The sequence below is a fragment of the Actinomadura keratinilytica genome, from assembly GCF_039539665.1.
GTDB lineage: Bacteria > Actinomycetota > Actinomycetes > Streptosporangiales > Streptosporangiaceae > Spirillospora > Spirillospora keratinilytica.
Genome location: NZ_BAABDO010000109.1, coordinates 1 through 22,854, shown reverse-complemented (window position 1 = coordinate 22,854; position 22,854 = coordinate 1). Strand labels below are relative to the sequence as shown.

At 75.1% G+C, this 22,854-nt stretch carries 22 protein-coding genes; 4 read left to right on the top strand and 18 right to left on the bottom strand.

Translation table 11 applies throughout. The features are described from left to right. Positions 1-129: 129 nt before the first annotated feature. Both rsmH and mraZ read right to left on the bottom strand, forming a co-directional pair. Positions 130-1,182 (bottom strand): 16S rRNA (cytosine(1402)-N(4))-methyltransferase RsmH, encoded by a 1,053-nt coding sequence (gene rsmH, locus ABD879_RS26035; protein ID WP_345024251.1) that lies wholly within the window; start codon positions 1,180-1,182, stop codon positions 130-132. Between the two features lie 621 nt (positions 1,183-1,803). After that, complete coding sequence (mraZ, locus tag ABD879_RS26030) at positions 1,804-2,235, bottom strand: division/cell wall cluster transcriptional repressor MraZ (protein WP_285492581.1); 432 nt, start codon at positions 2,233-2,235, stop codon at positions 1,804-1,806. Positions 2,236-2,799: 564 nt separating this feature from the next. Here mraZ and ABD879_RS26025 point away from each other — a divergent pair. The 3 genes from ABD879_RS26025 to ABD879_RS26015 are packed head-to-tail and all read left to right on the top strand — an operon-like array spanning position 2,800 to position 7,546. Beyond that, entirely contained in the window at positions 2,800-3,873 is a 1,074-nt protein-coding gene (locus tag ABD879_RS26025) for an AAA family ATPase (protein ID WP_345024249.1), read from the top strand. Continuing rightward, complete coding sequence (locus tag ABD879_RS26020; RefSeq protein WP_345024248.1) at positions 3,870-5,150, top strand: DUF58 domain-containing protein; 1,281 nt, start codon at positions 3,870-3,872, stop codon at positions 5,148-5,150. The genes ABD879_RS26025 and ABD879_RS26020 overlap by 4 nt, the downstream gene beginning before the upstream one ends. After that, a complete protein-coding gene (locus ABD879_RS26015; protein ID WP_345024247.1) occupies positions 5,147-7,546 on the top strand; it encodes a transglutaminase TgpA family protein in 2,400 nt (799 codons plus the stop codon). Before ABD879_RS26020 ends, ABD879_RS26015 begins: the two co-directional genes overlap by 4 nt. A 283-nt stretch (positions 7,547-7,829) precedes the next feature. Here ABD879_RS26015 and ABD879_RS26010 read toward each other — a convergent pair whose 3' ends face one another. The 7 genes from ABD879_RS26010 to ABD879_RS25980 form a co-directional block, all read right to left on the bottom strand. Further along, on the bottom strand, positions 7,830-8,225 hold the full coding sequence (locus ABD879_RS26010; protein ID WP_345024246.1) for a DUF3040 domain-containing protein: 396 nt from the start codon (positions 8,223-8,225) through the stop codon (positions 7,830-7,832). 140 nt (positions 8,226-8,365) lie between these two features. Beyond that, positions 8,366-9,628, bottom strand: coding sequence for a DNA polymerase IV (locus ABD879_RS26005; RefSeq protein WP_345024245.1), 1,263 nt, complete (start codon positions 9,626-9,628; stop codon positions 8,366-8,368). Between the two features lie 8 nt (positions 9,629-9,636). Then, the gene (locus tag ABD879_RS26000; RefSeq protein ID WP_345024244.1) at positions 9,637-10,395 is read right to left on the bottom strand and encodes a methyltransferase domain-containing protein; all 759 of its coding nucleotides are present in this window, start codon (positions 10,393-10,395) and stop codon (positions 9,637-9,639) included. Positions 10,396-10,417: 22 nt separating this feature from the next. Continuing rightward, entirely contained in the window at positions 10,418-10,834 is a 417-nt protein-coding gene (gene nusB, locus ABD879_RS25995; protein WP_345024243.1) for a transcription antitermination factor NusB, read from the bottom strand. Between the two features lie 118 nt (positions 10,835-10,952). Next, positions 10,953-11,510: an elongation factor P gene (efp, locus tag ABD879_RS25990; protein ID WP_345024242.1), complete on the bottom strand. Its 558-nt coding sequence runs from the start codon at positions 11,508-11,510 to the stop codon at positions 10,953-10,955. Positions 11,511-11,625: 115 nt separating this feature from the next. Further along, entirely contained in the window at positions 11,626-12,708 is a 1,083-nt protein-coding gene (locus tag ABD879_RS25985; protein WP_345024241.1) for a M24 family metallopeptidase, read from the bottom strand. Between the two features lie 129 nt (positions 12,709-12,837). Further along, positions 12,838-13,887, bottom strand: a complete 1,050-nt coding sequence (locus ABD879_RS25980; protein ID WP_345024240.1) for an LLM class F420-dependent oxidoreductase — start codon at positions 13,885-13,887, stop codon at positions 12,838-12,840. A 217-nt stretch (positions 13,888-14,104) separates the two neighbouring features. Between ABD879_RS25980 and ABD879_RS25975 the strand changes: the two genes are divergently transcribed. Next, positions 14,105-14,677, top strand: a complete 573-nt coding sequence (locus ABD879_RS25975) for a TetR/AcrR family transcriptional regulator (protein WP_345024239.1) — start codon at positions 14,105-14,107, stop codon at positions 14,675-14,677. 121 nt (positions 14,678-14,798) lie between these two features. On the opposite strand, the gene aroQ is transcribed toward ABD879_RS25975, so the two are convergent. The 9 genes from aroQ to ABD879_RS25930 all read right to left on the bottom strand — a co-directional run. Continuing rightward, on the bottom strand, positions 14,799-15,257 hold the full coding sequence (gene aroQ / locus ABD879_RS25970; RefSeq protein ID WP_345024238.1) for a type II 3-dehydroquinate dehydratase: 459 nt from the start codon (positions 15,255-15,257) through the stop codon (positions 14,799-14,801). Further along, the gene (gene aroB, locus ABD879_RS25965; protein ID WP_345024237.1) at positions 15,254-16,336 is read right to left on the bottom strand and encodes a 3-dehydroquinate synthase; all 1,083 of its coding nucleotides are present in this window, start codon (positions 16,334-16,336) and stop codon (positions 15,254-15,256) included. The genes aroQ and aroB overlap by 4 nt, the downstream gene beginning before the upstream one ends. After that, the gene (locus tag ABD879_RS25960; RefSeq protein WP_345024236.1) at positions 16,333-16,866 is read right to left on the bottom strand and encodes a shikimate kinase; all 534 of its coding nucleotides are present in this window, start codon (positions 16,864-16,866) and stop codon (positions 16,333-16,335) included. The genes aroB and ABD879_RS25960 overlap by 4 nt, the downstream gene beginning before the upstream one ends. 12 nt (positions 16,867-16,878) lie before the next feature. Then, on the bottom strand, positions 16,879-18,060 hold the full coding sequence (aroC, locus tag ABD879_RS25955; RefSeq protein WP_345024235.1) for a chorismate synthase: 1,182 nt from the start codon (positions 18,058-18,060) through the stop codon (positions 16,879-16,881). Between the two features lie 118 nt (positions 18,061-18,178). Next, entirely contained in the window at positions 18,179-18,976 is a 798-nt protein-coding gene (locus tag ABD879_RS25950) for a phytanoyl-CoA dioxygenase family protein (RefSeq protein ID WP_345024234.1), read from the bottom strand. A 70-nt stretch (positions 18,977-19,046) separates the two neighbouring features. Beyond that, on the bottom strand, positions 19,047-19,742 hold the full coding sequence (locus tag ABD879_RS25945; RefSeq protein WP_345024233.1) for an SseB family protein: 696 nt from the start codon (positions 19,740-19,742) through the stop codon (positions 19,047-19,049). A 75-nt stretch (positions 19,743-19,817) separates the two neighbouring features. Further along, complete coding sequence (bar, locus tag ABD879_RS25940) at positions 19,818-20,930, bottom strand: barbiturase (protein WP_345024232.1); 1,113 nt, start codon at positions 20,928-20,930, stop codon at positions 19,818-19,820. Further along, positions 20,885-21,844 (bottom strand): hypothetical protein, encoded by a 960-nt coding sequence (locus tag ABD879_RS25935; protein WP_345024231.1) that lies wholly within the window; start codon positions 21,842-21,844, stop codon positions 20,885-20,887. The genes bar and ABD879_RS25935 overlap by 46 nt, the downstream gene beginning before the upstream one ends. Before the next feature lie 133 nt (positions 21,845-21,977). After that, positions 21,978-22,854: CU044_5270 family protein (locus ABD879_RS25930; protein WP_345024230.1), on the bottom strand; the 877-nt coding region annotated here is incomplete at its 5' end.

Below are 22,854 nucleotides of genomic sequence, written 5' to 3'. Positions count from 1 at the left end.
CCTCGTCGGCGGGCCTGCCCGGCGTTCCGCCCTTCCGCGCGGCCGGCGTGCCCGGGTCGCGGTCGGCGGCGCGGCCCCGGCGCCCCCTGCCCGGCGGTTTGGCGGCCCCCGGCGGGCGCGTGGTCGTGGTCATCTCGCCTCCCTGCGGCTGCCCGGGGGATCCCCCGCCCCCGGTGTCTCACGCACCCGCTCGGCGGCGCGCAGCCGGACCGAGGCGGCACGCGGGTTGGTCGTGGTCTCCTCGTCGGACGGCAGTTCGGCCCCGCGCGTGAGCAGCCGGAACCGCGGCCGGTGCTCGGGCAGCGGCACGGGCAGGCCCGGCGGGGTGGTGTCGGCCGACTGCTCGGCCAGGACCCGCTTGGTGATGCGGTCCTCCAGCGAGTGGTAGCTGAGCACGACGACGCGGCCGCCGACGCGCAGCGTCTCCAGCGCGGCGGGCAGCGCCCGCCGCCAGGTGTCCAGCTCGCCGTTCACCTCGATGCGCAGCGCCTGGAAGGTGCGCTTGGCCGGGTTGCCCCCGGTGCGCCGCGTCGCCGCCGGGATCGCCGAACGCACCAGGTCGGCCAGGCGCTTGGTGGACTCCAGGGGGGCGCGCCGCCGCTCGCGCACGATCGCGGCCGCGATGCGCTGGGCGAACCGCTCCTCCCCGTACTCGCGCAGGATGCGGGCGAGCTCGGCGGGCGGGTAGCCGTTGACGACCTCGGCGGCGGTCAGGCTCTGGGTGCGGTCCATCCGCATGTCGAGGGGGGCGTCGTAGGAATAGGCGAAGCCGCGTTCGGCCTCGTCGAGCTGCGGGGAGGACACCCCGAGGTCGAACAGCACGGCGTCGACCGCGGGCACGCCCAGCCGGTGCAGCACCTCGGGCACGGCGTCGTAGACGGCGTGCTCCAGGGCGATGACGCGGTCGGCGAAGGGGGCCAGCCGCCGCGCGGAGCGCTCCAGCGCGGTGGTGTCGCGGTCGATTCCGATCAGGCGCAGCCCGGGATGGGCGCGCAGCATGGCCTCGGCGTGGCCGCCCAGGCCCAGGGTCGCGTCCACGTAGACGGGCGCGCCGGCCGGTTCCCCTCCGGGGCGCCCGGCGGCCGGGCCGGCGGCCTGGACGGCGGGCCCGAGCAGTTCCAGCACGCGATCGAGCATGACCGGTACGTGACCGGCCACGGTCGCGTTGTCGCCCGCGTCCATGCTCACCCCCTTGCGCCACCTCGCTCGCGGACTGCGTGGCTTTCGTCGGCCGCTTCTCCCCCGGTGCCCCCGTCGGGGAGTTCCGGCGGACGTCTCCCCTGGGAAATCCCCGGCAAACCGGCCATGGGCCGAAGGACCAGGAACTCGCCCCCCTGTGCATCGGGCCCTGCCGTCCCCGCGGCCCGCCCGGTGCCGCCGGGCAAGGACCGCACCCCGTGGTGGCGAAGGGCTGCTCCCCCCTGCGGATCATCCGGCCACCGGCCGAAGCCCGATGACCAGGTTCCGCGACTCGGGGAATCCGGGAGTCTCCCCGGGAGATACCGCGAGCCCCCGCGCAACCGGCCGCGGGCCGGTGAGCAGGGGCGCCCGCCCCGGCCTCGCCCGGCCAGGTCCCCATCCGCTGCCCTTGAGGAAGAACCGCGCTGTCGCGGGGTCGCCCTCTGGCACCGGGGAAGCTGCGCCAGATGGCACCGGAGAGCGGCTGGAGACCTGGCCGAACGCGGGCCGACCGCCGTTCCGGGCCTCCAGGGGCGGCCCTGGAGCACTCTGCGGATCCGGCCGGACCGGCGGCAGCCGGTGCGCACGGACCCGTGCCCGCTCGGCGGACCGACATGTGGAACGTCACAGGATCCCGGGCAACACCTCCTCCGAGATTTCGGCGAACGCCTGCTCCTCCCGTTCGAGGTAGCTCTCCCAGGCGGGCGTGTCCCAGATCTCCAGGCGCGTGTTGGCCCCGATCACGGTGCAGTCGCGCTTGAGCCCCGCGTAGGCGCGCAGCGGCGGCGGGATCGTGATGCGTCCCTGCTTGTCGGGGACCTCGTCGGACGCGCTGGCGAAGAAGACCCGGCTGTAGGCCCGTACGGACCTCTCGGTGACCGGCGCCGCACGGAGAGCCTCGGTGATGCGCTGGAACTCTGCCATGGGGAAGACGTAGAGGCAGCGTTCCTGGCCCTTCGTGATCACCAATCCCCCCGACAGCTCCTCACGGTACTTCGCCGGCAGGAACAGTCGTCCCTTGTCGTCGAGGCGCGGCGTGTGGGTGCCTAGGAACATCGGGCCCCCACCTCCCCGCGCCGTGCGGGGCGCTGACACCCCCCACGGCGCCCCACTCTACTCCACTCTTCCCCACCGTCAACTAGTCGAACACGCTTCCCAGGCCGCAATCGCGAGCAAATCCGCAGGTCACAGGGGTGGAGCGGAGTGGGGGCGGCGCGGGGCCCCGCCGCGCCGGGCGGCGGGGCGAGGCCGTCCCACGGGCCCGCCACGGCGTGTCGAGCGCCCCGGCGCGGCGCCGGGAAGGCACCGTCGCGGGCGCCTTTATGTCGTCTTGTCAAGTGCCCCGCGATGCTGTGTGGGGACAAGTGGAGGGAGCGGTTCGTGCCGGTGCGGCCTCGCGGCGTGACGCCGCGGTCGTGCGCGCCGCGGCCCCGCGTCCGGCCGCGGCGGGAGCGGGCGACCCGTTCCGCGCGGACATCGCGACGCGACGCCCGAGGACGTACTGTCAGGGGTTGGGCAAGTCAATAGAACGTCGCACCGGCCGCGCACGGCCCGGCGTCCGTATCACTCGGCGGAACCCGGGCGGACATCGCGAGGCCGGACGGCTGAGGAGGGTTGTTGGTGGCAGTAGGCACTCACGGCGAGTCGTACATGCGGGCCCCTACCGGCGCCGGTGAACCGGCCTCAGCCGACCGCCCGAGCCCTTCGCGGCCGTCCGCGTCCGCCGACCGGGACGGGGGCGGCCCCGGCCTGGACGGGCTGGCGCATGTCGCCAACAAGATCCGCGATGCCGTCGAGTCGGTCATCGAGGGCAAGCCCGACGTGGTGCGGCTGGCGCTGACGGTGCTGCTGGCCGAGGGGCACCTGCTGATCGAGGACGTGCCCGGGGTCGGCAAGACGATGCTGGCCAAGGCGCTGGCCCGGTCGGTGGACTGCTCGGTGCGCCGGGTGCAGTTCACCCCCGACCTGCTGCCCAGCGACATCACCGGGGTGAGCGCCTACAACCAGGAGCTGCGCGAGTTCGAGTTCAAGCCGGGCCCGGTGTTCGCCAACATCGTGGTCGGCGACGAGATCAACCGGGCGTCCCCCAAGACCCAGTCGGCCCTGCTGGAGTGCATGGAGGAGCGCCAGGTCACCGTCGACGGCGTCACCTATCCCCTGGAGCGCCCGTTCATGGTGATCTCCACGCAGAACCCGGTGGAGATGGAGGGCACCTACCCCCTGCCCGAGGCGCAGCGCGACCGCTTCACCGCCCGGATCTCCATGGGCTACCCCGACCCGGGCGCCGAGCTGGACATGCTGGACACGCACGGGCAGTCGTCGCCGCTGGACCGGCTCACCCCCGTCGCCGGCGCCGCCGACGTGCGCGACCTGATCGAGGTCGTCCGCCGCCAGCACGTGTCGCCGGCCGTGCGGCAGTACGCGATCGACCTGGTGACCGCCACCCGCAGCCATCCCGACCTGCGGCTGGGCGCCTCGCCGCGGGCCACCCTGCACCTGGTGCGGGCGGCCCGGGCGTACGCGGCGCTGGACGACCGCGACTACGTGCTGCCCGACGACATCCAGGACCTGGCGGTGCCCGTGCTGGCGCACCGGCTGCTGCCCACCGCCGAGGCGCAGGTGGAGCGGCGCCGTCCCGAGCACGTGGTGACCGAGCTGGTGAACCGGCTGCCGGTGCCGTCCTCCGGGAAGTGACGTTGCGGCGTGCGCTGTCCGGCCTGACCACGCGGGGGCGGTCGTTCGTGGCCGCCGGGGCCACCGCGATCATCTGCGCGTTCGTGCTCGGCGAGCGCGACCTGCTGCGGGCCGGCATGCTCGTCCTGGCGCTGCCGCTGCTGTCCACGCTGGCGGTGTCGCGCACCCGCTACCGGCTGGCGTGCGCCCGGCGGCTGGAGCCGGTGCGGCTGCCGGTGGGCCACGAGGCCCGGGTCGATCTGCGGCTGGAGAACGTGTCGCGGCTGCCGAGCGGCCTGCTGATGGTGGAGGACCAGGTCCCGCACGCCCTCGGCGGCCAGGCCCGGTTCGTGCTGGACCGGCTGGAGGCGGGCGGGTCCCGGGAGCTCGGCTACCGCGTCCGGTCCGACCGGCGCGGCCGGTACCGGGTCGGGCCGCTGGTGGTGCGGCTGGCCGACCCGTTCGGCATGGTGGAGATGGTGCGGTCGTTCAGCATGGCCGACACCCTCACCGTCACGCCGCCGATCGTGCCGCTGCCGCAGGGGCGGCCGGCCGGGGCGTGGGCGGGCGGCGGCGACAGCCTGGCGCAGGCGGTGGCCACCGCCGGCGAGGACGACGTGACGCCCCGCGAGTACCGGCACGGCGACGACCTGCGCCGGGTGCACTGGCGGTCCACCGCGCGGCGCGGCGAGCTGATGGTGCGGCGCGAGGAGCAGCAGCTGCAGAGCAGCGGCACCCTGTTCCTGGACACGCGGCGGGCCGCCCACGTGGGGGACGGCCCGCTGTCGTCGTTCGAGCAGGCCGTGTCGGTGGTCGCGTCGGTCGGCGTGCACCTGGGGCAGGCCGGGCTGGCGCTGCGGCTGGTCACCGACGTCGGCGAGCGGCTGCCCAGGACGAACGACGTCCCGGGCGCGGCCGAGGGGCTGCTGCTGGACGTGCTGGCGACGGTGCGGCACTCCGCCGAGCGGTCGCTGACCCGCGGCATGGCGGCGCTGCGCGGGCCCAACGGCGAGGGCGACGGGCTGGTCGTCGCGGCCTTCGGGGCGCTGACGGCCGAGGAGGCGCGGACGGTGGCGGCGGCGCGGCGCGGCACCGGCACGTTCGTCGCCGTCCTGGTGGAGGGCGACGAGGACGTCGACACCGGCACCGATCCCGCGGCGGCGGCGCGGCTGCTGAGGTCGGCGGGGTGGCGCGTGGTGCGCCTGCGGACCGCCGCGGAACTGGCCGGCGCGTGGTCGGCGGCCACCGAGGCGTCCCAGGCCCCGGGGCGGACGATTCGCATGACGGACGGCGCATGAGACTACGCATGACGATCATGGCGGCGCTGGCCGCCCTGGCGGGTTCGGTGGCGCTGTACCCGCTGTTCTCCGGCCGCGGCTGGTTCTGGTCCGGGCTGGGCGCGGTCGCGGTGGTCGCCGCGGCCGGGCTGGTGACGCGGCACTTGCGCTGGCCCGCGGTGTTCGGCGCGGTCGGCGGCCTGGCCGCGCTGCACCTGTACCTGACCGCGCGGTTCACCGCGGCCGAGGCGTTCCTCGGCGTGGTGCCGACCCCCGAGTCGCTGCGGCGGCTCACCGAGCTGATGCGGGAGGGGTGGGACGCGGCCAACCGGTACGCCGCGCCCGTGCCGCCGCTGCCGGGCATCATGCTGCTGGCCGTGGCGGGGATCGGCTTGGTCGCGGTGCTGGTGGACCTGCTGGCGGTGCGGCTGCGCCGCGCCGCGCCCGCCGGGCTGCCGCTGCTGGCGATGTACAGCGTGCCGGCCGCCGTGCGGGAGGACAGCGTCAGCTGGATCGCGTTCGGCATCGGCGCGCTCGGCTACCTGGCGCTGCTGGCCGCCGACAACCACGAGCAGGTCGGCGGGTGGGGCCATCTGGTGTTCCGGTCCGCGAGCGGCCCGGCGCGTCCCGACACCGGCGCGATGGCGGCGGCGGGGCGCCGCATCGGGGTGGCGGCCGTGGCCGTGGCGGTGCTGGTCCCGGCGGTGACGCCCGGCATCCACTCGCACGGGATGTTCGGCCTGGGCAGCGGCGGCGGGCGCGGCGGCACGCAGACCGTCACCACCCCCGACCCGCTGGTCAGCCTCAAGCGGGAGCTGACCCGCCAGGACGACCTGCTGGTGCTGCGCTACCGCAGCGACGACACCGACCGCCCCGACTACCTGCGGCTGTACTCGCTGGACCGGTTCGACGGCGACCGCTGGACCTACTCCTCGCTGCAGAGCACGGCCCGGGACCGGCTGTCGGACCGCCGCCTGCCCGCCCCGCCCGGCCTGAGCTCGGTACCCGCCCGGCAGGTCACCACGCGGATCACGGTGCAGCGGCAGGTGCGGGACATGTCGTTCCTGCCGGTGCCGTACGCGCCGTCGCGCGTGTCGATCGAGGGCGACTGGCGGGTGCACGCCCCGTCGCTGATGATCTACTCGCTGCGCGACTCGGCGGGCGGCCGCTCCTACACCGTCACCAGCATCCGGGCCCGGCCGACGGCGTCCCGGCTGCGGCTGGCCGGGCGCACCCCGACCGAGCTGTACAACCGCTACACGTTCGTCCCCGAGCGCATCCCGCGCGAGGTGCGCCGGCTGGCGCACGAGGTCACCGCCGGGGCGGCCACCGCCTACGACCAGGCGGTGATGCTGCAGCGCTGGTTCACCCAGGGCGGCGGGTTCCAGTACGACCTGACGGCCCAGCCGCCGCAGCGCGGCAGCGACCTGGTCGACTTCCTGATCAACAACAGGAAGGGGTACTGCGAGCAGTTCGCCGCCTCGATGGCCCTGCTGGCGCGGATCCTGGGCATCCCCGCCCGGGTCGCGATGGGCTACACGCCCGGGACGCAGGTCACCCCGGGGGTGTGGGAGGTGCGCACCCGCGACGCGCACGCCTGGCCCGAGCTGTACTTCGAGGGCGCCGGCTGGGTGCGGTTCGAGCCCACGCCGAGCGGCGCCGCCGGGCAGGGCACGGCGGCCTCCCCGGACTACTCCGAGCCCGCCGTCTCCAGCAGCACCGGAAGCACGCAGGAGGAGGAGACCGGCCCGACGGAGACCGGCCCGGAGGACACGGCGTCGGCGTCGCCGTCGGCGACCGCGCAGCGCCAGGACGACCTCGGCCCGCGGGCCGGCACCGGCGGCGGGCGGTCCGGCGCCGGCGCGCCCCTCGGCTGGATCGCCGGGGTGCTGCTGGCGCTGCTGCTCCTGGCCGCCCCCATGGCGGCCCGGCAGGTGACCCGGCGCGTGCGGTGGGCGGGCGTGACGTCGCGTTCCGGCGGCGGCTCCCCGCCCGATCCGGGGGAGGCCGCGCACGCCGCGTGGCGCGAGATGCGCGCCGACGCCCTGGACCACGGGCTGGAGTGGCGGCCCAGCGACACGCCCCGCGCCGCGGCCCGGCGTCTGGGCGAGCTGCTGGAGCTGGACGCTCCCGCGGCGCAGGCGCTGGGGCGCATCGCGCACGCCGAGGAGGTGGCCCGCTATGCCCCGTCCCGTCCGCAGACGCCGCCGGAGGTGCTGCGGGCGGACGTCCGCACCGTCCGGGAGGCGATCTCGGCGTCGGTGGGGCGCCGGGCCCGGCTGCGCGCCCGGCTGCTGCCCGCGTCCACCGTGGTGTCGGTCGGGTCGGCGACCCGTGCGGCGGGCGGCCGCCTGGCCGATGCGGCGTCGCGGGCGGAGGCCGCGTTCCGGCGGCTGCTGTCCCGCCGCCCCCGGTGACGCCGTCAAGGTAGGCCGCTGGGTGACCGTCGACGCCCCACCCCGCTAGGGTGGGGCGTTCGTCATGCCTCATCGGGCCGGGCGGGACGTTGAGGTTGTGGAGACGCCGGGGCCCTAAAAAGATGTCGAGGTCTGTGAAGACGTTGAGGCTTGCGGGGCGGTTGAGGCGTTGCGGGGCGCGGAAAAAGGGATACCGCGGCCGTGTGCGGGCGCGGCACGGGGCCGCGCGGAGATCAGGAAGCGGCGGGGTGACGGTGCGGGGGCCGGGGACGGCCCCCGGGGGTCACTCGCCTTCGGTGCGCCGCCGCCAGCGCTCCTCCATGCGCTCCATGAAGGTCGCCTTGGACCGCACCTGGCGCCTGGGCTGCTGCCGCTGCTGCGCCTCGGTGCCGATGCCCGTCATGCGCTTCCAGCTGGACAGGGCCCACACGCAGCAGACGACCATCAGCAGGAAGCCGGTGACGCTGATGGCGATGGTGACCGAACCCTTGTTGATCACCAGCCCGGCCATCAGCGCGCCGACGCCCACCACGAAGCCGAGAGCGGCCTTGACGATGCGGCGCTTGTAGTGGACCTGCGGATTGGTCGAGCGGACCGCCTGCGCGAACTTCGGATCCTCGGCGTACAGCGCCTGCTCGATTTGGTCGAGCATGCGCTGCTCGTGCTCAGAGAGCGGCACGGCGCCTCCCAACGACAGCCCTGCGACGGGACACCCGCGGCAGGACGCAAACCTCAACGGTGATATGCCCAGAATACGAGGCGCGCCGGGCGGACGAAAGCGAACGAGCGAGTGCGTGGCGGATGCCGGTCATGTGGTTGTCACCTCGCGTCCCCCTCGTCTGCCCCTCCGGTGCCGCCGGCGCGCCGCACCAGGGCCGCCGGGCGGACCGCGCCGCTGCCGAAACGCCTGCTGACCTGGTCCACGGCGCGCTCGGCCTCGCGCCAGCCGGTCTCCGGTTCGTCCAGCGCGGGCTGGCGGACGGCCTGGTCGGCCGGGACCAGGTTCTCCACCCGGACGCCCACCAGGCGCAGGCGTGCCCGGTCGAGTCCGGACGCCTCGTACAACTCACATGCCGTGACGTAGATCATACGTGTGACGTCGGTGGCCTCGCGCAGCGTGCGCGACCGGGTGAGCGTGGTGAAGTCGGAGCGGCGCAACTTGACGCTCACCGTGCGGCCCACCTGGCCGGCGGCGCGCAGCCGGGCGCCGACCTTCTCCGACAGCCGCAGCAGCTCCCGCCGGATCGTCTCGGGGTCGTCGACGTCGACGTCGAAGGTCTCCTCGGCGCCGATGCTCTTGTCGGGGCTGCGCGGCACGACCGGGCGGGGGTCGCGGCCCCAGGCCAGGTCGTGCAGGTGGGCGCCGAGGGCGTTGCCGAGCTCGCGCTGGAGCGTGGCCCGCGGCACCTGCGCGAGCTGCCCGACCGTGCGCAGGCCGAGGCGGCGCAGGGCCTCCTCGGTGCGGTCGCCGACGCCCCACAGGGCGGCCACCGGCAGCGGGTGCAGGAACTCCCGGACGCCGTCGGCGGGCACCACCAGCATTCCGTCCGGTTTGCACCGGGTGGAGGCCAGCTTGGCGACGAACTTGGTGCCGGCCACGCCGACCGAGCAGGTCAGGCCCTGCTGCTCGGCGACCTGCGCCCGGATCATGCGGGCGATCTCGGCGGGGCGGCCGAGGCGGCGGCGGGCCCCGGCGACGTCCAGGAACGCCTCGTCCAGGGCCAGCGGCTCGACCAGCGGGGTCACCGACCGGAAGATCTCCATGACGGCGGCCGACACCCGGGCGTAGCGGTCGTGCCGGGGCGGCAGCACCACGGCCTGCGGGCACAGCCGCCGGGCCCGGCTCATCGGCATGGCCGAGTGCACGCCGTACGCGCGGGCCTCGTAGGACGCCGAGGACACCACGCCGCGCGCACCGGTGCCGCCCACGATCACCGGGCGGCCGCGCAGCTCGGGCCGCTCCAGCAGCTCCACGCCGACGTAGAAGGCGTCCATGTCGACGTGCAGGATGTGGCAGCCGGTGTCGTCGGCGGGCGGGCCGGGCGGCGGGCCGGGCCGGTGCAGCTGCTGCTTACGGCTCACGGCCGCCCTCAGGCGTCCCTGTACGCCAGCAGGTGCAGCTGCGTGGCCAGCTCCCGCAGCACCGGGTGGACGGCCGCGACCTGCTCCAGGGCGATCAGCGCGGCGGCCGCGTCCTGCTCGCCGTCGAGCATCGCGTCCGGCACCAGGTCGGCGAAGATCCGCACGCCGTGCAGCTCGCCGACCCGCAGCCCGGCCTTGCCCACCAGGTCCGTCAGGGTCTGCCGGGTGAAGCGGCGGGGCGTGCGGTCGCGCTCGCCCCACCGGCCGTCCGGGTCGGTCAGGGCGCGCCGGGCGTCGTCGAAGTGCCCGTGCACGGCCCGGTGCAGCGCCGCGCCGATCTGCCCGGCGACCAGCACGCTGACCGAGCCGCCGGGGCGCACGGCGGCGGTCAGCGCGGTCATGGCCGCCGCGGGGTCGTCGACGTACTCCAGCACGTTGTGGCACAGCACCAGGTCGGCGGTGCCGGCGCCGAGCAGGTCGGGCAGGGCGGCCGCGTCGCCCTGCACCGCCCGCACGGTGACGCCGGACTCGGCGGCGCGCCGCTCCAGCGCCGCCAGCGCGTCGGGGCTGGAGTCGACGACGGTGACCCGGTGGCCCAGCTCGGCCATGGGCACGGCGAACCCGCCGGTGCCGCCGCCGACGTCCACCACATCGCTCGGCCCGGACTCGGGGGCGATGCGGTCGAGGACGGCGCGCAGCGCGTCCCACAGCACGGCGGTGCGCGGGCCGCTCCCCCGCGAGCGTTTCGGCTGCCGACCGTCCATCATGGCTCCACCCTAACGGCCGGGCCTACAGCGCGAGCGACGGCTTGAGCCGCTGCAGCCGCGACAGCAGCCCGTTGACGAAGCGCGGGGACTCCTCGGTGGACAGCTCGGTGGCCAGCGCGACCGCCTCGCTGACCGCCACGCCGTCGGGCACGTCGTCCACCCACAGCAGCTCGAACGCGCCCATCCGCAGGATGTTGCGGTCGACGGCGGGCATGCGGTCCAGCGTCCAGCCGGTGGCGTAGGCCGACAGCAGCTCGTCGATGCGCTCGCGGTGCTCCTGCACGCCCTCGATCAGCCGCACCGCGTGCCCGTACTCCGACAGCTCGTCCTGGTTGGGCCGTCCGCGCGCGCTCAGCACGTCGGTCGGCAGCTCCTCGCGCAGCTCGGCGGCGAACAGGATGTCCAGCGCCAGCTTGCGCGCCTTGGTCCGCGCGCTCACCGCCGCGCTCCGCTCGGCGGGGCGCAGCCGTCCTCGCGCGACGGCTCTGCTCGTCGTTGCGGTCGCACGCTCTCCGCGCTCCTCGGTCCGGCCGTCGTGGATGTGCTCGCGGCCGCCATCAGGCGCGGCCGAGGTACTCGCCCGAGCGGGTGTCGACCTTGACCTTCTCGCCGGTGGTGATGAACAGCGGCACCTGGATCTGCGCGCCGGTCTCCAGGGTGGCGGGCTTGGTGCCGCCGGTGGAGCGGTCGCCCTGCAGGCCCGGCTCGGTCTCGGTGATCTCCAGCACCACGGCCGCGGGCAGCTCGACGTACAGCGGGTCCTCGCCGTGGAAGGCGATGGTGGCCATCTGCTCGGGCAGCAGGTAGTCGGCGGCCTGGCCGACCACCGCGGCGGGGATGTGCGGCTGGTCGTAGGTCTGGGTGTCCATGAAGACGAAGTCCTCGCCCTCGCGGTAGAGGTACTGCATCTCCCGCTTGTCGACGCTGGCCACCTCGACCTTGGTGCCGGCGTTGAAGGTCTTGTCGACCACCTTGCCCGACAGCACGTGCTTGAGCTTGGTGCGCACGAACGCACCGCCCTTGCCCGGCTTGACGTGCTGGAACTCCAGGACCGTCCACAGCTCGCCGTCCAGCCTCAGCGTCATGCCGTTCTTGAGGTCGTTCGTCGTCGCCACAGCGTCCTCTCCTGCCCCCTGACGGGGCCGTCCCCGCCTCGGTTCTGGTCGTTCTCGGGAGGGTGCGGGGACGTCCCCCGCTCCCCCGGTGGTCGGATCGGGCCCGCCCGCCCCATCACAGGACGAGCAGGTCCTTGGTGGTCGTGGTGAGAAGCTCCGGACCGCCCGTGCGGGCCACCAGGGTGTCCTCGATGCGGACTCCGCCGCGCCCGGCGAGGTAGATCCCCGGCTCGGCGGTGATCGGAACCCGGTCCACCAGCTTACCGGTCCTGTCGTAGCCCAGGAGCGGAGCCTCGTGGATCTCCAGGCCGACGCCGTGCCCGACGCCGTGGGTGAAGTCGCCGCCGTGCCCGGCGGCCGCGATGAGGTCGCGGGCGGCGGCGTCCACGTCCCTGGTCTCGGCGCCGGGGCGGGCGGCCTCCACCGCGGCCTGCTGGGCGCGGCGCACCAGGTCGTACAGGTCGCGCTGCCAGTCGGCGGCGGCGCCGATCGCGACGGTGCGGGTCATGTCGGCGTGGTAGCCGCCGCGCCGGGCGCCGAAGTCCATGGTGACCAGGTCGCCGCGGGCCAGCGGCCGGTCGCCGGGCCGGTGGTGCGGGATCGCGCCGTTGGGCCCGGAGGCCACGATCGAGTCGAACGCGGGCCGCTCGGCGCCCAGGTCGACCATGCGCCGCTCCAGCGCGACGGCGATCTCCCGTTCGGTCACGCCGGGCCGGAGCATGGGCAGCACGGCGTCGAACGCCCGGTCGGTGATCGCGCACGCCTCGGCCAGCAGCGCCAGTTCGGCGTCGTCCTTGACGGTGCGCAGCTCCTCGACGGGGCGCCCGGCGGGCCGCAGCTCCAGCCCGTCGGGGGCGGCGCGGGTGAGGCCGGTGTGCCGTTCGACGGTGACCGCGTGGGGTTCGAAGCCGAGCCGCCGCGCCCCGGCCGCGGCCGCCCGCTCCAGCAGCTTCTCGGCGGTGTGCCGGTCGATGACCGCCTCCAGCTCGGGGCAGACGCGGGCGGCGGTGCCGGCGTAGCGCCCGTCGGTGGCCAGCACCGGGGGTCCGTCGGCGGGGACGAGCAGCGCGGCGTTCGAGCTGTCCAGCCCGGTCAGGTACCGGACGTTGACGAGCCGGGTGACCAGCAGGGCGTCGAGGTCGTGGGCGGCCGTCCAGGCGGCCAGCCGCTCGCGCCGTGCGCGGCGGAGTTCCTCCATGGCCAGGACTGTAGTCCACCGCCGGACCGCACCCGACATGCCGGACATCTCACCACCGGGCGGCGCGGCGGCCGCGGCACGCCGACGCCCCGCGGCGCGGGTGCCGCGGGGCGTCGGTGCGGTGCCGGCTCAGTCCAGGTCGGCGGCCATCTGCTTGATCTTCTCGATGAGCGCGAGGCGGCCCTTGTGGTCGCCCGCGATCGGGGTGACGTTCAGCGTGGTCACGCCGGACTCCTTCATCGCCGCGAGCCGCTCGCGCACGTGGCCCTCGGACCCGATCAGCGACATCTTCTGCAGCAGCTCGTGCGGGACCTTGGCCGCGGCCTCGTCCTTCTTGCCGTCCAGGTAGAGGTCCTGGATCTCCTCGGCCTCCTTCTCCCAGCCGTAGCGGCGGCACAGGTCGTTGTAGAAGTTCTTGCCCTTGGCGCCCATGCCGCCGATGTAGAGGGCGGCCATGGGGCGGCCGAACTCCAGGTAGCCGTCCACGTCGTCGCCGATGGCCAGCGGCGCCTGGCCGACCACGTCCAGCTCGCCGAGCGCCGGGTCGCGCCGGGCCCTGCCGGCCGCCAGCGACGGGCCCCACACCTCGGCGGCCTTCTCGGGGATGTAGAAGATCGGCTCCCAGCCGTTGGCGATCTCGGCGGTGAGCTCGACGTTCTTGGGCCCGATCGCGGCGACCAGCACCGGGATGTCGGCCCGCACCGGGCGGTTGATGATCTTCAGCGGCTTGCCGAGGCCGGTGCCCTGCCCCTCCGGCAGCGGCATGGAGTAGTACTTGCCGCTGTGCTCGAGCCGCTCGCGCCGCCAGACCTTGCGGCAGATCTCGATGACCTCGCGGGTGCGGCCGAGCGGGGCGGTGTACGGCACGCCGTGGAAGCCCTCGATGACCTGCGGGCCGGACGCGCCGATGCCCAGCGTGAAGCGCCCCTCCGACACGTAGTCCAGGCCGGCGGCGGTCATCGCCAGCAGCGTGGGCGTGCGCGAGTAGATCGGCAGGATCCCGGAGGCGATCTGCAGCCGCTCGGTCTTCGCGGCGATGTAGCCGAGCTGGCTCACCGCGTCGAAGCTGTAGGCCTCGGCGACGAACACGATGTCGAGCCCGGCCTTCTCGTAGTCGGCCAGCTCCGCCACGGTCTCCTTGAAGCCGCCCGCGTAGTTGAGCGCCATCCCGATGCGCATCGGCATCCCCTCCACGAACCGAACTGGATTCTGTTGACGGTAACGCACGCGGCCGGGCCGCCCGCGACCGAGCGGCCCCGAACCGGGAGCGGACCGCGCCGGACCGCGCCGACCCGGGGCTCATCCACTAGGTATGACGTCCGACATACCCAAAGCTTCCTATGACGTGCGTCATGGTCAAGCCGCCAAGCTTATGATGAATGTCATAATCGAGGTCATGGGCAGGGACAGCCGGGAACGCATGGTGCGCAGCGCGGCCTACCTCTTCCGCGAGCGCGGCTACAGCGGCACGGGGTTCCGCGAGGTCATCAGGCACAGCGGCGCGCCGCGCGGATCGATCTACCACCACTTCCCCGGCGGCAAGGCGCAGCTGGCCGAGGAGGCGGTCCGCTACGCCGGGGAGTTCCTCAACTCGGGCATCCAGGCGGCCGTCGAGGGCGGCGACCCGGCGTCGGCCGTGGACGCGTTCGTCGCGTGGTGGCGGCGCGTCCTGGTCAAAAGCGACTTCCGGGCGGGCTGCCCGGTGGTGGCGGTCACCGTGGAGTCGCACGAGGACGCCCCGCAGCTGGCCGCGGCCGCCGCCGCCGTGTTCGACCGCTGGCAGGACACCCTGGCCACGGGCCTGGCCAACGCCGGCGTGCCCGACGAGCGCGCCGGCCGGCTGGCCCGCCTCATCGTGGCCGCCGTGGAGGGCGCCACCATCATGTGCCGCGCCCGGCGCGACCTGAGCCCCCTGGACGACGTGATCGCCGAGCTGAAGGAGCTGACCCACACCGCCGCCGCCGTGTGAACGGCCCGGACGCCGTCGTCACGGCGGCGTCACGGCGGCGCGGACGGCGGCGCGGACGGCGGCGCGGACGGCGGCGTCGGCTGCGGCGCGCGTCAGCGGACTCGGGTCGAAAGGACTCGGGTCAGGAGGCCTTGGCCGCGTCCTGGGCGATCAGCTCGGCGACGGCCTGCAGCGCCAGCACGTACGACAGCATCCCGAACCCGGCGATCGTGCCCGTCGCCACGCCCGCCACCACCGAGGTGTGCCGGAACTCCTCGCGGGCCGCGGGGTTGGAGATGTGCACCTCCACCAGCGGCGCGGTGCGCTGCGCCAGCGCGTCCCGCAGCCCGTAGGAGTAGTGCGTGAACGCCGCCGGGTTGAGCACCACCGGCAGCCGCTCGTCGGCCGCCTCGTGCACCCAGCGGATCAGCTCGGCCTCGTCGTCGGTCTGCCGCACCTCGACGTGCAGGTTCAGGCGCCGCCCCGTCTCCCGGCACAGCGCCGCCAGATCGTCGAACGTGGCCGACCCGTACACGTCCGGCTCCCGCGTGCCCAGCCGGCCCAGGTTCGGCCCGTTCAGCACCAGCACCCGGTTGCTCATCGGCTGACCTCCCGGTAGGCGGCGGTGAGCAGCTCCTCGTCGGGGGCCTCCAGGCGGCCGGGCTCGGCCAGGCCGTCCAGGACGACGAAGCGCAGCGTGGCCCCGCGGGCCTTCTTGTCGATCGACATCGCGGCGCGCAGCCGCGGCCAGGCGTCGGCGCGGTAGGCGGTGGGCAGGCCGACCGAGGCCAGCACCGAGCGGTGCCGCGCCACCAGGTCGGCGGGCAGGCGGCCGGCCAGCCGGGCCAGCTCGGCGGCGTACACCATGCCGATCGCCACGGCGTGCCCGTGCCGGAAGCGGTACTGCTCGGCCTTCTCGATGGCGTGGCCGAGGGTGTGGCCGTAGTTGAGGATCTCCCGCAGGCCGCTCTCCCTCAGGTCGGCCGACACCACGGCCGCCTTGACGCGGACGGAGCGTTCGACCAGCTCGCGGGTGTGCGGGCCGTCCGGGGACGCGGCGCCCTCGGGGTCCTCCTCCACCAGGTCCAGGATCTTGGGGTCGGCGATGAACCCCGCCTTGATCACCTCGGCCAGGCCGCTGATGTAGTCCTGGCGCGGCACGGTGACGAGGGTGGCCAGGTCGCACAGCACGCCCGCCGGGGGGTGGAACGCGCCGACCAGGTTCTTGCCCTCGGGGATGTTGATGCCGGTCTTGCCGCCGACCGCGGCGTCCACCATGCCCAGCAGCGTGGTGGGCAGCAGCACGACGCGCACCCCGCGCAGCCACGACGCGGCGGCGAATCCGGCCAGGTCGGTGGTGGCGCCGCCGCCCACGCCGACGACGGCGTCCGAGCGGGTCATGCCGAGCCGGGCGAACCTCGACCACAGCCCGGCCAGCACGCCCACCTCCTTGGCCGCCTCGCCGTCGGGGACGGGCAGGGCGTGCACGATCAGGCCCGCCCGCTCCAGCGCCCCGCAGACGGGGCGGGCGATCTCCGGCAGCCCCTCGGCGTGCACGACGGCGACGGTGCGCACGCCCGGCCCGAGCAGGGCGGGCAGCTCGCCGAGCACGCCGGTGCCGATGACGACGTCGTAGCCCTGCCCGCCGTCCTGTCCGACGGGCACCCGCACCGCGGTCACGCGATCTCCTTGACGATCTGTTCGGCGATCTCCTCGGGGGTGCGGCCCTCGGTGTCCACGTGCAGGGTGCCGAGCCGCTCGTAGATGGGCAGCCGCTCGTTCAGCAGCCGGCGCAGCTGGCTGCGCGGGTTGAGCACCAGCAGCGGACGCGCGGTGGCCAGGCCGACCCGCTTGACCGCCTCCGACAGGCCCACCTTCAGGTACACCACGGTGTGCCCGGCCAGCAGCTCCTGCGTCTCGGCGGCCAGCACCGCGCCGCCGCCCAGCGCGAGGACGCCGTCGTGCTCGGCCAGGGCGGTGCGCACGGCGGCGCGCTCCATCTCGCGGAACCGCTCCTCGCCGTCGTCGATGAAGATCTCGCTGATCGGGCGGCCCGCGGCGGCCTCGATGTCGGCGTCGGTGTCGCGCAGCGCGACGCCGAGCCGCTCGGCCAGGGCGGCGCCGACGGTGGACTTGCCCGATCCGGGCGGGCCGATCAGCACGGCCTTGGGGCGGGTCGCCCCGGAACGGGTCGCCTCAGGGTGGGACATCGTCGGCGCTCCCTACTTGACGGCCAGGGACGACAGGTAGCCCTGCGCGTTGCGGGCGGTCTCCTCGGCCGAGTCGCCGCCGAACTTCTCCAGCGCCGCGTCGGCGAGCACCAGCGCGACCATGGCCTCGGCGACCACCCCGGCGGCGGGCACGGCGGTGACGTCGCTGCGCTGGTTGATGGCCTTGGCGGGCTCGCCGGTGCGCACGTCGATGGTGTCCAGGCGGCGCGGCACGGTGGAGATCGGCTTCATCGCGGCGCGGACCCGCAGCACCTCGCCGGTGGTCATGCCGCCCTCGACGCCCCCGGCGCGGTTGGTGCGGCGGCGCACGCCCTCGGGGGTGCCCTCGATCTCGTCGTGGGCGCGGGACCCGGGGCGGCGCGCGGTGGTGAAGCCGTCGCCGACCTCCACGCCCTTGATCGCCTGGATGCCCATGAGGGCGCCGGCCAGCCGCGAGTCCAGACGGCGGTCCCAGTGCACGTGGCTGCCCAGGCCGGGCGGCAGGCCGTAGGCGAGCACCTCGACGACGCCGCCGAGGGTGTCGCCCGCCTTCCTCAGCGCGTCGATGTGCGCGACCATCGCGGCGGACGCCTCGGGGTCGAAGCAGCGCACCGGGTCGTCGTCCACGCGCGCCAGGTCGCCGGGCTCGGGCCGCGGCGCGTCGTCGGGCACGCCGATCTCGCCGAGCGCGACGACATGGCTGACGATCTCCACGCCGAGCGTCTGCCGCAGGAACGCCTTGGCGACGGCGCCGAGGGCGACGCGGGCGGCGGTCTCGCGGGCGCTGGCGCGTTCGAGCACCGGGCGGGCGTCGTCGAAGCCGTACTTCTGGATGCCGGCCAGGTCGGCGTGCCCGGGCCGCGGCTGCGTCAGCGGCGCGTTGCGGGCCTGTGCGGCGAGCACCTCGGGGTCGACGGGGTCGGCGGCCATCACCGTCTCCCACTTGGGCCATTCGGTGTTGGCCACCTCGACCGCGACAGGGCCGCCCAGCGTCACGCCGTGGCGGACGCCGCCGACGACCGTGACCTTGTCCTGCTCGAATCTCATCCGGGCGCCCCGCCCGTGCCCGAGCCGGCGGCGGCGCAGCTCTTCGGCGATGTCGGCCGAGGTCACGCGCACGCCCGCCGGAAGGCCCTCGAGGATGGCGGTGAGGGCCGGGCCATGGGACTCCCCCGCGGTCAACCAGCGCAGCATGCAGACGATCCTATTAACTCGCCGCCGTCCGCCGTGCCCCCGTCCAACCTCTGAGATCGCGAACCCGCCGGGCAGCGCCCGCCGGCCCGGGGCCGGGGCCGCCGGTCGGGGGCGGCGCTCAGCGTCCGAGGCCCCGCCGGATCGCCGTCTCCACCGGGGAGTAGGCCCCGTCGGGCCGCTCCAGCCGCAGCGGTTCCCTCGGGTACAGCGGCGGCTGCGCCATGAAGCGCGGCTCGGTGCCGCGGTGCGGCTGCGCGGCGTGCACGACGAACGGGTGGCACAGGTAGACGTCCCCGGCGCGCCCCGTGGCCAGGGCGACCGGCCGGTGCTCGGTCGCCGGGACGGCCCGCTGCGCCGCCTCCGCGAACGTCAGGCCCTCCTCGCCGGCGGGCTCGAGGATCCGTGCCACGTCCAGATGCGAGCCGACCCGGATCCTGGTGGGCGCGTCCAGCTCGCCGACGTCGGAGAACAGGAACAGCATCAGCAGCGCCCGCCCCTTGGAGAAGACGTTCAGCCGCGCGCCCATGAAGTCGTCGGGGTCGTCCCCGGGGAAGCTCGCCTCGACGTGCCAGCCGGTGTCGCCGGGGTCGTCCTCGCTGGGGAACCGCACCGGGACGGTGCCGAGGCCGGGCCGCGGCACCCACCGGCCGGGGCCGACGAGGGCGTCGAACGCGGCGTGCAGCTTCGGCGTGTTGGCGGCCGCGCGGAACGGCTCCTGCGCGTAGTGCCACAGCCGCACCACGGGCTCGGTCCAGGTGGACGGGTCGTCCGGGTCGCAGCCGGTGTCGGGCCACATGATGGCGCGGCAGGTCTCGGCGACCTCGCGGGGGAACGCCTCCGGCACGTGCACGAAGCCGTTGTCGATGAAGTCGTCGATGAGCGCGGTGGCCTGCGCGTCGTCGAGGCTTTGGGGCATTGCCCCAGGATGCCGGACGCGCCCGGCGGCCCGCGAACGGTTTTTGCTCCCCGGGTGCCGGGCGGTGCGGTCAGCGGCGGACGACGGTCAGTTCGACGCCGCCGACGATGCGGCCGCGCAGCATCTCGGCGAGGCGGTCGGAGACGCGGCGCACGGCGTCGCGCTCGTCGTGCCCGGGCCGCACGGCGAAGCTGATGGCCAGCTCGGCGTTGCCGCCGCGGCGGACGCGCACGCCGCTGACCGCCTCCTCGGGGCCGAACGCGGCCTCCACGGCGGCCAGCACGTCCGGGTCCTCGTGCGGCGGCGGGACGGGGCGGCCCTCGGCCAGCAGGTGCAGCCGGACGCCGTCCACCGCGAACGGCACCGGGCCCGCCACGTCCACCACCAGCGCCTGCGCGTTCTCGTCCAGCGCGGCCCGGCATGCCTGCCGGGCGTGCACCGCGACCGGGCGGGCGTCGGGCCGCCACGCCTTGAGGCTGTCGAGGCCGGTGAAGCCGAGCACGCCGCGGCGGCCGTCCGCGCCGACCAGCGTGGGCAGCGCCATCTCGCTGGACTTCTCGCGGCGCGGCTCGCCGGGGGCGACGTCCTCCTCCTCGGTGAGCACGGCGACCACCGGGATGAGCAGCCGGGTGTCGGCCAGCTCCCGCAGCACCGCGTGCTCGCCGAGGCGGCCGTCGGCGTATCCGGCCAGCGCCTCGCGCACCCGCGGGTCGGCGGAGCCGTCGTCGCCGGGGAACTGGGGTTCGGGAATGGTCAGGTCGCGCACGGCCACGAGGCTATAGCCTCCGGCGGCCACCCAGTGCGGTTATCGGCTCACCGGTCGTGATCACCGCATTCGCGATCATCTGGGGCCGAGGTCGGCGATGGCCGCCACGGTGCCGCCGCCGGACGGGCCCTGGTGCACGGCGGCGACCGACACGAACACCGCCGGGTCGCCGGTGACCGACGCGGCCACCCCGCCGACGCACGCCTTGATCTGCCGGTGCCAGTGCACGTCGGAGTCGTCCAGCATGATGTTGCGGCGCCCGCGCACCCGCCCGGACGGGTCGGCCTCGCATTTGATGAACACGTTGACCAGGCGGCCGTCCAGGTCGCCCGGGTGGGGCCGGTCGGGCAGGTCCAGGCCGGACGAGCGGATCGCGGCCCAGATCCCGTCGGCGTCCAGCGCGTCCCGCATGACCGCGTGCCCGGCCCGGTAGCGGCCGCCGATGCCGCGCACGTTGCCGACCACGACGATCTGGGCGCGGTCCAGCTCCACGCCGGACGAGCACGACGCCACCGACGAGTACAGCGACAGGTCGCGGTGGATCTGCTCGGGCCGGGGCGGGTCGATCTCGCCGAGCGCGACGGCGATGCCGAGGGCGGTGGTGGAGTTGGAGACGTCCATCGACGTCAGCGTGTCCTCGGTGACCACGTCCCGGCCGCGCGAGCGCGCGTCGTTGATGGTGTCCAGGGTGAGCAGCGGCGTCTTGGTCTGGACGTAGTGGACGTCGGCGGGGTCGTCGATGCCGGCGGTCTTCATGGCCGCGCGCACCCCGGCGGCGACCTTGTCGACCATGGCGGGGCGGCCGATGTCCTCGGGCAGGATGACCTCGCTCATCGCCACCCCGACCGACAGCCGCGGCTCGTCGGTGGCGGGCGCGGTCGCCGGGTCCACGGTGGCGAACACGGTGGCGTGCGGGCTGAGCACCCCGTCGGTGCCGCCCGACCACACCAGCGGGACGTTGCGCACCTCCTCCTCGGTGCGGCTGCCGCGGGCGAGGAGCACCTCGCGGAACGCCCGGTCGGCCAGCAGGCGGGTGTAGTCGTTGACGCCGCCGTTGCCCTCGGTCTTGCCCACCACGGCCAGCACGCGGTCGGCCTCCAGCACGCCGTCGTCGATCAGCCGGGCCAGCCCGGAGGCGTCGGTCACGCTCTCGATGGGGATCTTGCGGACTTCGATCGGGTCGGGCACGTCGCCGCTCCTCGCTCTCCAGTGGTGTTCCTCGCCGCCCGCTCAGCCGCCGGGAGGCCGGCCGCCGGCCCCGGTGCGCTCTTCGGGCTCCACGACGGTTCCGGCCTTGCCGCGGACCGCGTCGGTGATCCGGTCGAGCGAGGTGATCGCGGCGCGGCGGCCGCCCCGCTCGACGAACCGGCACGCCGCCGCCACCTTCGGCCCCATGCTGCCGCCGGCGAAGTGCCCGGCGGCGGCGAGGGTGCGCAGCTCGCGCGCGGTGTGCGGTGCAGCGGGCGTTCACGGGGGGTGCCGTACCCCACCAGGACGTGCTCCACGTCGGTGGCGATCACCAGGGTGGTGGCGTCCAGCAGCACGGCGGCGGCCCCGGCGTCGGGGATGTCCAGCGGCTCGGGCGAGGGCACCACGCGCCGCCGGCCGCGCGGCCCGTAGGAGCGCCACGCCTGCCCGAGCGCGGTGAACCGTTCGGCCTCGGCCCGCGGGAGGTAGCGGCCGACCGGTTTGACCGGGTCGGCGAACGCGGGGTCGCCGGGGTCCACCAGCGTGCGGGCGACGACGGCGGTGACCGGCCGGGCGGCGCCGCGGGCGGCCAGGGCCCGCTCCAGCGCGTTCATGATCAGCACGCCGACGGTGGCCTGGGGCTGGGCGCCGCACCAGTCCAGCGGCACCGGCGGCACCACGTCCGCGGCCAGCCGGTTCTTGATCAGCAGGTTGCCGGCCTGCGGGCCGTTGCCGTGGGTGAGCGCCACCCGGGCGCCCGCCGCCACCAGGTCGGCCACGTGCTCCATGGCCGCCTCGACCGCCGCGCGCTGGGCGTGCGGGGCGGCGCTGCCGTCGGGCGCGGTCATGGCGTTGCCGCCCAGCGCGCTCAGGACCCGCTCGCCGTCGAACGGTCCCGCTGCGTGCCTGCTCACGGGCCCGACCGTAGCCCCGCGGCGGCGGCTCCGCCTGGGCGAAAACAGCCCAGGCGGAGCCGTATGTTCGGCAGATCTGGCCGGTTCGGCGCGCGTGCGGGCGGCCGGCCGGGCGGCGAACCGGCCTGCGGCGTCAGGGGCGTGCGCCGAGCCGGTCCACCCAGCCCATGTCCAGGTACGTGGTCGTCGTGCCGCGCGCCCCGGGCGTGTCGCCGACGCGGTTGTCGGTGGCCAGCAGCCGCCCCGTCGCCGGGTCGACGATCAGGCGGAGGCGGTAGCCGTCGCCGCTCATCGACACGGCGACGCCGCCGCGGCCGAGCGGGTCGGTGGTCCGGCCCTCGGCGCGGATGCCGGGCTGGGCGGCCAGGACCCGGTAGAAGGCGGCCTTGGTGCCCGGTGTGATCGGCCCCGCCAGCAGGCTCTCGGCGGTGCTCCACACGAAGTACTCGAAGGGGCCCGCGATGTCGGTGCCCGTCCGCCGCACGTCCCGCCGGTACCTGCGCTTGAGGTCGGCGGTGAGCGCGGCGGCGTCGGTGGGCAGCTTCAGCAGGGCCTCGACGGTCACCGGTTCGTTGGCGACGACCTCCGCGAACGCCTGGCGGTCGTCGATCACCCGGGGCCTGTCGCCGCGCGGGCCGGTCAGCCGCGGCGCGCCCGCCCTGCGCCACTCCGCCTCGTCCTGCGCGGTCGGGAAGTCGATCTTGCGGTCGATGCCGGTGATCGTGCGGGAGCGGTCGCGGCCGGTGCGCGACAGCCAGCGCTCCTCGGTGGAGGAGTGCCGGTAGGTGTAGGGCAGCTTGGCCCCTCGCCCGTCGCCGCCGTCGGGCAGCTTGACGTTGCTCAGCGTCTGCACGCGGAACTTGGTGTACCAGTAGCGGCCGGGGGTCTCCTCGGTCCGTTCGACGGTCTGGGCGCTGGCCAGCAGGACGCTGCGGGCGTCCACGGGCCCGGTCGGGCGCTGCCGCGTCGCCGCCGTGCGGGGCGCGTCGTCCCGCGCGGCCGGGACGGCG